Source organism: Shinella sp. M31 (assembly GCF_049199205.1).
Classification (GTDB): Bacteria; Pseudomonadota; Alphaproteobacteria; order Rhizobiales; family Rhizobiaceae; genus Shinella.
The window spans coordinates 1-8498 of the sequence record NZ_JBLZPH010000175.1; the positions used below are offsets into that span (position 1 = coordinate 1).

The window sequence follows — 8498 nt, forward strand, 5'->3', positions numbered from 1 at the left end:
TTCTTCCTCGTGCCCTTCGCTTATATGGCGGCGATCAGCTTCTGGACACGGCAGGGGCGCGAAATCGTCGCGACCTGGACGCTCGACAACTACATCGCCTTCTTCGGCAAGGCGCATTTCTTCAAGGGCCTGGTCGTCTCGCTGGAGATCACGGCGACGGTGACGGTCATCTCCATTCTGCTCGCCTACCCGCTCGCCTGGATCATCGCCGAGCGCGTGCCGAAGAAATGGCAGCGTTTCGCGCTCATCATGGCGATCCTGCCGTTCTGGACCTCCTATGTGGTGCGCTCCTATTCGTGGCTGCTGGTGCTCTCCAAGGGCGGTGTCGTCAACCAGGCGCTGCTCTGGCTCGGTGTGATCGCCGAACCACTGGAACTCTCGGCCAACCGCACCGGCACGGTCATCGGCTTCGTGCATTTCTTCGTTATGCTGCTGACGCTGACGATCTATGCCAACCTCATCCAGCTCTCGCCGAATTATCGCCGCGCCGCCGCCGATCTCGGCGCGAACGCTTTCCAGACCTTCTGGTTCGTCGTTCTGCCTCTGACGCTGCCCGGCATCATGGTCGGCGCCTTCCTCACCTTCGTGCTGTGCATCGGCGATTACATCACGCCGCAGATCCTCGGCGGCAACAACGAGCTGGTACTGCCGCAGGTCATCATGCTGCAACTCGGAAGGCGGGCGGATTTCCCGATGGCGGCCGCGCTTTCGCTGGTGCTGATGGTCGTCGTCACGCTCGCCTACATCGCCTGCGCGCGCTGGCTGAAGATGGAGAGGACCTGATCATGCGCCATCTTTCCAACGTCCTTACCGCGCTCTATGCCGGCCTCATCTATCTCTTCATCTTCCTGCCGGTCGTCGTGCTGGTGCTGTTCTCCTTCCAGGACGGCTCCTTGCCTGTGCCGCCGCTGAACGGCCTGACGCTGCGCTGGTACGAGGCGATCTTCTCTGATGGTAAGCTGATGGCCGCGCTCGGCAATTCGCTGCTGGTTGCGCTGATCTCCTCAGCGGTCGCCTGCGTGCTCGGTTTCCTCGCGGCTTATGCCTTCGCCCGCTACACGCTGCCGGCCTCCGGCCTGCTGCGCGGCCTGATCGTCGCGCCGATGACGGTGAGCACGCTGATCATCGGGCTTGGCCTGCTCTCTATCCTTAACATCACCGGCATGCGGCTGTCGCTCGTCACCGTCGGCATCGGCCATGTGGTGATCAACCTGCCGCTCTGCTTTGCCATCATCTATGCCTCGATGGGCGGGCATCAGGTGAATATCGAGCGGGCGGCGCGCGATCTCGGCGCGAAAGACTGGGAGGTCATGCTGCTCGTCACGGCCCCCATGCTGCTGCCGTCGATCCTCGCCGCCTTCTTCCTCTCCGTCACCTTCAGCTGGGACGAGTTTATCGTCGCCTTCCTGCTGTCACGCTTCGACGTGACGCTGCCGGTCGAGATCTGGAGCATGCTGCGCTCCGGCCTCGATCCCAAGACCAATGCCATCGGCAGCGTCGTTTTCCTCATTTCCATCGCGTTCCTCGTCGTGATGGAATTCACCGTCTTCCGTAAAACCGGGAAATCCTCATGACCGCCGACGTTTCCATCCGCAACGCCACCAAGGTCTTCGGTTCGTTCCGGGCGCTCGACGATGTCTCGCTCGATATCGCCGCTGGCGAGTTCATCGTGCTGCTCGGCCCCTCCGGCTGCGGCAAGACCACCCTTCTCTCCATCCTTGGCGGCTTCATCGAGCCGACGTCCGGCACCATTTCCATCGGCGGTGAGGACATGACCCATGTCTCGCCGGCGAAGCGTCCGACGACGACGATGTTCCAGGACTACGCCCTCTTCCCGCATATGTGCCTGCGCGACAATGTCGGCTTTGGTCTCAGGATGCGCGGCATGAGTAAGGCCGAACGCTTCGAGAAGGCGTTCTCCTATCTCCATCTCGTCGGCCTCAGGGCATCCTCGGCCAAGAAGCCGCATGAGCTTTCCGGCGGCCAGCGGCAGCGCGTGGCGCTCGCCCGCGCCCTCGCCGTCGATCCGCATGTGCTTTTGCTCGATGAGCCGCTCGGCGCGCTCGACCTGAAACTGCGCCGGCAGATGCAGGATGAATTGAAGGCGATCCAGAAGCGCGTCGGTACGACCTTCGTGCATGTCACGCACGACCAGGAAGAGGCGATGGCGATCGCCGACCGCATCGTCGTGATGAACAAGGGGCGCATCGAGGACGTCGGCACCCCGGCCTCGATCTACATGCGCCCGCGCTCGCTGTTCTCCGCCGGCTTCATGGGCGAGGCCAATTTCTTGCCGGCCAAGGTGCGTGGCACGTCCGGCAACGAAGCCGAAGTCGAGACAGCACTCGGCCGCGTGGCGCTGCCCGCCTCCGCCTTCGTTTCCGGCCTGCCTTCGGCTGGAAAGGACGTGACGCTCTGCATTCGCCCTGAGCATTTCCGCAACGCCAATGCCGATGTTCCGGCCATCTCGCTCGGCCGCGGCCGCATCACCGGCAGCGCCTTCTTCGGCACGCATCACCGCTGCCATGTCGCGGCGGGCGATACGGTGCTGACGGCCCACCTTCCCCAGACCGACACTCCTGAAGTCGGCGCCGAGATTGACCTTCGGCTGAAGGCGGATGGCATCGTCGTGCTTCAGGACGGAGTGTAGGTTGATGCAGCGCATCCGCCCGGAAGACTGGTACAGCGTGCGTCGTCTCGACGACGACGTGACCTCCATCAGCGAGCCCTATATCCGGGAATTCTACCGCTGCAACATCTGGCACGTGCGCGGGCGCGACCGCGACATGCTGGTCGATAGCGGCATGGGTGTCGTATCGCTGCGGGAATGGGTGCCGCTGGTGACGGAGCGCGACCTGATCGCGGTGGCAAGCCACACCCATTTCGACCATATCGGCTGCCATCATGAGTTCGAATGCCGCGCCGTGCATTCCGCCGAGGCCGAACTTCTCGCCCATCCCACACGGGAAAACACGCTAGCCGATCCCTATGTCACCGACGAGATTTTCGACGCGCTGCCGCCGGAGCCCTATTGCTCGAAATGCTACGCGGTGAAGCGGGCGCCGGCGACGCGCCTACTCGAAGACGGCGATGTGATCGATCTCGGCGACCGCCATTTCGAGGTCATCCACACGCCGGGCCACTCCCCAGGGGGTATTGCGCTCTACGAGAAGGCAACGGAAATTCTGTTCTCGGGCGACATCGTCTATGACGGCCCGCTGATCGAGGACACCTATCATTCCAATGGGAAAGACTACATCGCCTCGATGGAACGGCTCATGACCCTGCCGGTGCGGCTGGTGCATGGCGGCCATTTTCCGAGTTTCAGCGGTAAACGCTACCGCCAGCTCATCAAGGGCTGGCTCGACGGAAAACAGAAGTGACGGGAGAAAAGCATGCTCGACAAGCGCAAATTCTATATCGACGGCCAGTGGGTCGATCCGCTGAAGCCCAATGACCTCGCGGTGATCAACCCGGCGACGGAAAAGCCGATCGCGGTCATCACCATGGGCACGGCCGCCGATATCGACCGCGCCGTCGCCGCCGCCAAGAAGGCCTTTGCGACCTACAGCCAGACCAGCGTCGAGGAGCGCCTTGCCCTCCTCGAAAAGCTGCTCGAAATCTACAAGCGCCGCTACGATGAGATGGCGCGCACCATCACGCTGGAACTCGGCGCGCCGATTACCATGAGCACCGAGCAGCAGGCAGACGTCGGCGTCGGTCACCTCCAGGGCTTCATCGATGCGCTGAAGCGCCTGAAGACCCGCGACGTGCTGCCGAACGGCGACGTGGTGCGCCGCGAGCCGATCGGCGTGTGCGGCCTCATCACGCCGTGGAATTGGCCGATCAACCAGATCGCGCTGAAAGTCGTGCCGGCGCTTGCCACGGGCTCGACCTGCATCCTGAAGCCCTCCGAGTTCACGCCGCTCAACGCCATGCTCTATGCCGAAATGGTGCATGAGGCCGGCTTCCCGGCTGGTACCTTCAACCTTGTCAACGGCGACGGCATCGAGTGCGGTGCGACGCTTTCCAAGCACAAGGACGTCGACATGATGTCGTTTACGGGCTCCACCCGCGCGGGCATCGCTGTCAGCAAGGATGCGGCCGAGACGGTCAAGCGCGTGACGCTGGAACTCGGCGGCAAGTCGCCGAACCTCGTCTTCGCCGATGCCGACCTCGAAGACCGCGTCGCCGGCACGATCCGCGAATGCTTCAACAATTCCGGCCAGTCCTGCGACGCGCCGACTCGCATGCTCGTCGAGCGCTCCGCCTATGACAAGGTGGTCGCGATCGCCGAGCGCGTCGGCAAGGAAGCCACCGTCGGCAATCCGGAAGAGGAAGGCACGCATATCGGCCCGCTCGTCTCGCACATCCAGTTCGGCCGCGTGCAGGCGCTGATCGAGGCGGGTGTTGCGGAAGGTGCGCGCCTTCTCGTCGGCGGACCCGGCAAGCCTGATGGTTTCGAGACCGGCTATTTCGTCAAGCCGACGATCTTCGCCGACGTCAACAACGAGATGCGCATCGCCCGTGAAGAGGTGTTCGGTCCGGTTCTCGCCATTATCCCCTTCGATACCGAAGAGGAAGCGATCGCGATCGCCAACGATACGGCTTACGGCCTCGCCGCCTACCTCCAGACCGGCAACCCGGAGCGCGCCGAGCGCGTCGCCGCCCGCCTGCGTGCCGGCATGGTGCATATCAACGGCGGCCCGCACCGCTACGGCAGCCCCTTCGGCGGCTATAAGCAGTCCGGCAACGGCCGCGAAGGCGGCATGTTCGGGCTCGAGGATTTCTTGGAAGTGAAGACAGTTCATCGCCCCGACGCGGCGTAATCGTTACGACAAGGCTGGAAGGCGGTGCCGGAGACGGCGCCGCCTTTCGCATCAGTCCAAAAAAATTCCGCTTAAATTAGCAGACGCCATCTGGCTCCGGACGACGCGGTCTGATAGCCCGCAGCTTTCGCGATGATCGGACGGCTACCCGTGTCCCAGACTTCCTCTTCCTCCCAGACCCGCCTTGCCGTTGCCGCGCTTCTCCTCGGCGGCATCGCCATCGGCGCATCGCCGATCTTCGTGCGGCTCTCGGAGGTCGGTCCGCTGGCAACGGCGTTCTGGCGCGTTTCGCTTGCCATCCTGCCGTTCATCCTGATGTCCCGTCTGGGGAAACAGTCAGACGAACAGCCCTCCGGCCTCCGCGACCATGTCTTTCTGCTGCTGCCCGGCGTGTTTCTCGCCATCGATCTCGTCGCCTGGCATCTTGCCTTGCATATGACCTCCGTTGCCAACGCCACGCTGCTCGCCAATATGGCGCCGGTCTTCGTGACGCTCGGTTCCTGGCTGTTCTTCCGTGCCCGCATCACGCCGATCTTCCTGGCGGGGCTTGCGCTCGCTCTTGTCGGCATCGTCGTGCTGAAGGGCGGCCCCGGGGCAATCGGCGGCGGGCAACTGGCGGGTGACGCGACGGCGATTACGGCCGCCTTCTTCTATGCCTGCTACATGCTCGCGCTCGGCCATGTCCGTGCGCGGTTCTCCGCGCCGCGCATTCTCGTCTGGACCACCGTTTCCGCCGCCGTCTGCATGCTGCCCATCGCCCTTTTCTTCGAAGGCGGTCTGGTGCCCCTGACGCTGTTCGGCTGGGCGATGGTCATCGGCCTCGCCATGATCAGCCATGTCGGCGGCCAGGGGCTTTTCACCTATGCGCTTGCCCACCTGCCGACGGCCTTCTCCGCGCTGACGCTTTTGATGGCGCCTGTCGTTGCCGCGCTTCTCGCCTGGATCGTGTTGTCGGAACCGATCGGCATGATGCAGGCCGTGGGCGGCCTGATCGTGTTGGCCGGCATCCTCGTCGCCCGCCGCGGCTGACAGGGGGGCATGATTGCACCGCGTTTGATGCAGCGATCAAAATTGCTGACTGGATCGCTTGTGCCGAATGTGTCACAGCCGCAGCATCCCCAAGACCCGAGTGCCTGATATGACCGACATCGCCGCCCCCTCTACCACCAACGGCACCGCGCGTCTCGGCGTGTTGCTGATGCTGCTCGGCATGGTCATGTTCTCGCTGAATGACGTGCTCGGCAAATGGTTGGTCGCGACCTATTCCGTCGGCCAGCTCATGCTGATCCGCAGCATCGCGGCCCTCGTCGTGCTCGCGCCGTTCTTCTGGCGCGTCGGCTTTCGCCGCCTCGTGGAGGTCGAACGGCCGAAACTCCACCTCCTTCGCTCGTTCCTCTTCGCCTTCGAGGCCTCCGGCTTCTATTTCGCCGTCGCCTATATGCCGCTCGCCGATGCCATGACCTACTGGCTTGCCGCTCCGATTTATGTCGCGGCCATGTCGCCGCTGCTGCTGGGCGAAAAGGTCGGCTGGCGGCGCTGGACGGCGATTATCGTCGGTTTCATCGGCGTCGTGATCGCCCTTGAGCCGTCGAAGGATACATTCACGCTGCCGGCCCTGATTGCCATCGCCGGCAGCCTTGCCTTCAGCCTCGCCATGGTGCTCGGCCGATCCCTGCGCGCCACGCCCGATACGACGCTGGTCTTCTGGCAGGTGGCGGGCGCGGCGATCTTTTCCGGCATCTGGTGCCTTGCCGATCCCGCGGGCTGGGCGCCGGTGCGCAGCGTCGATTTCGGGCTGCTGAGCCTGCTCGGCATCGTGGCGATGAGCGCGCATATGCTGGTCAATCGCTCGCTGAAGCTTGCCGATGCCGCAACCGTCGTGCCCTTGCAATATTCGCTGCTGCTCTGGGCGGTGCTGTTCGGCTGGATGTTTTTTGGCGATGCGCCGCGCCTGGCCATGCTGGTCGGCGCCGGCTTCATCGTTGCCTCCGGCCTGTTCATCTTCTTCCGCGAACAGCAGATCAAGCGGCAGGCTTAAGCTTGACGCAATTCCGGACGCAAAACCGCTCCACACTTTTGCTGGAATTGCTTCAGAACGTCGGCGGCGTGTTTATCCAAATGAGCACCGTCTCGCCGTCGTGGCGATTGCGCCAGGCGTGGCGGCGGGCGCTTTCGAAATAGAGGCTGTCACCGGGGCCCAAGTCATGGAACTCATGGCCGTCGAGTACCAGTTCGATGCGCCCCGACAGGACATGCACGAACTCTTCGCCCTCATGTTTATAGGCACCGTCCGAGGATGCTCCGGGCGCCAGCACGAAGCGGTGGCAATCCATCATGTTGCGTCCGTCGGCCAGCACCTGCACGGTGACACCGGGCGAGGTCTCGGGCCAGAGCTTCCATTCTCCCGCGCGCACGACGGAGCGGTTGTCGTTCTCTTCCTCGCCCGAGAGCTTGGAGACTGTCGTGCCGTAATATTCGGCAAGATCGTGCAACACGCGGAAAGTCACGCCCTGCGAGGTGCGCTCGAAGGTCGAGAGAACGGAGGTTGCGATGCCGATGTCGCCGGCAACCTGCTCCAGCGTCTTGCCGGCATCGTGCCGCAGGCTGCGCAGTTTGCGGCCGACGCCCTGCGGCGCATCGCCTTCGGGTGCATGCGTCTCGACGGAGGGGTCTTCCGCATCGAGGGCTTCGCGGATGGCGGCCGGGTTAAGGCCACGTTCGGTGCGATACCAGGCGATGCGCTTCAGCCGGGTGACGTCGTCGCTGCTATATTGCCGGTGACCGGTCTCCGAGCGCCCGGGCACGACCAGCCCCTGCGTCTCCCAGAGCCGGAGCGTCGAGGCCGAAACACCGGCAAGCCGGGCGGCCTCCGCCACCTTGTAATGCACCGGTTCCGCAGAACCCATCGCGCCAATCCCTGATTCTGTATATGGTTCGCTTATAGCATCCGGCCGGCCATGCACGGCCCTAAAAACCGTCGTATTGCCCGCGTAAAATCCGTATTGCATTCTTACAGAAAAAATGTAGGAATTCCACTTGAGACTTGCAGAAAAAATGTAAGTTATCGCAATTCCAGCAAAAGCGCACAGCGGTTCTGCGGTCGGGATTGCCTTGGACCAGATCAACGAAGCCTCCAGATTCAGGATAGCGCCATGACCGCCACGCCCCTTACCGATCGCAAGAACGCCGCCATTTCGCGCGGAGTCGGCATGACCACGCAGATCTATGCCGACCGTGCGGAGAATGCGGAAATCTGGGACAAGGAAGGCAACCGCTACATCGACTTCGCTGCCGGTATCGCCGTCGTCAATACCGGCCACCGCCATCCGCGCGTCATCGAAGCCGTCAAGAAGCAGCTCGATCGTTTCACACACACCTGCCATCAGGTCGTGCCCTATGAGAACTATGTCGAGCTCGCCGAGCGCCTGAACGCCATCACTCCCGGCAACTTCGCCAAAAAGACGATCTTCGTGACGACCGGTGCCGAAGCCGTTGAAAATGCTGTCAAGATTGCCCGTGCCGCCACCGGCCGCCAGGCCGTTATCGCCTTCTCGGGCGGCTTCCATGGCCGCACCTTCATGGGCATGGCGCTGACCGGCAAGGTCGTTCCCTACAAGGTCGGTTTCGGCGCCATGCCGGGCGACGTCTTCCATGTGCCCTTCCCGGTCG

The 8498-nt window shown here is 63.2% G+C and carries 9 protein-coding genes; 8 read left to right on the forward strand and 1 reads right to left on the reverse strand.

Annotated features, from left to right (window positions below):
- The 7 genes from ACOZKU_RS27135 to ACOZKU_RS27165 form a co-directional block, all read left to right on the forward strand.
- Positions 1-783 (forward strand): ABC transporter permease (locus tag ACOZKU_RS27135; protein WP_421581519.1); only part of this gene is annotated, 783 nt, incomplete at its 5' end.
- A 2-nt stretch (positions 784-785) separates the two neighbouring features.
- A complete protein-coding gene (locus ACOZKU_RS27140) occupies positions 786-1574 on the forward strand; it encodes an ABC transporter permease (RefSeq protein ID WP_421581520.1) in 789 nt (262 codons plus the stop codon).
- Positions 1571-2650 carry an ABC transporter ATP-binding protein gene (locus ACOZKU_RS27145; protein WP_421581521.1) on the forward strand — a complete coding sequence of 360 codons (1080 nt, stop codon included), beginning with the start codon at positions 1571-1573 and terminating at the stop codon, positions 2648-2650. The genes ACOZKU_RS27140 and ACOZKU_RS27145 overlap by 4 nt, the downstream gene beginning before the upstream one ends.
- 4 nt (positions 2651-2654) lie before the next feature.
- A complete protein-coding gene (locus tag ACOZKU_RS27150; protein ID WP_421581522.1) occupies positions 2655-3383 on the forward strand; it encodes an MBL fold metallo-hydrolase in 729 nt (242 codons plus the stop codon).
- 12 nt (positions 3384-3395) lie between these two features.
- On the forward strand, positions 3396-4829 hold the full coding sequence (locus tag ACOZKU_RS27155) for an aldehyde dehydrogenase family protein (protein ID WP_421581523.1): 1434 nt from the start codon (positions 3396-3398) through the stop codon (positions 4827-4829).
- Between the two features lie 150 nt (positions 4830-4979).
- On the forward strand, positions 4980-5858 hold the full coding sequence (locus tag ACOZKU_RS27160) for a DMT family transporter (RefSeq protein WP_421581524.1): 879 nt from the start codon (positions 4980-4982) through the stop codon (positions 5856-5858).
- A 109-nt stretch (positions 5859-5967) separates the two neighbouring features.
- Positions 5968-6867 (forward strand): DMT family transporter, encoded by a 900-nt coding sequence (locus ACOZKU_RS27165; RefSeq protein WP_314089066.1) that lies wholly within the window; start codon positions 5968-5970, stop codon positions 6865-6867.
- Positions 6868-6919: 52 nt separating this feature from the next.
- On the opposite strand, the gene ACOZKU_RS27170 is transcribed toward ACOZKU_RS27165, so the two are convergent.
- Positions 6920-7735 (reverse strand): MerR family transcriptional regulator, encoded by an 816-nt coding sequence (locus tag ACOZKU_RS27170; RefSeq protein WP_314089064.1) that lies wholly within the window; start codon positions 7733-7735, stop codon positions 6920-6922.
- Between the two features lie 246 nt (positions 7736-7981).
- On the opposite strand from ACOZKU_RS27170, the gene ACOZKU_RS27175 reads away from it, so the two are divergent.
- Positions 7982-8498: aminotransferase class III-fold pyridoxal phosphate-dependent enzyme (locus tag ACOZKU_RS27175; protein WP_421581525.1), on the forward strand; the 517-nt coding region annotated here is incomplete at its 3' end.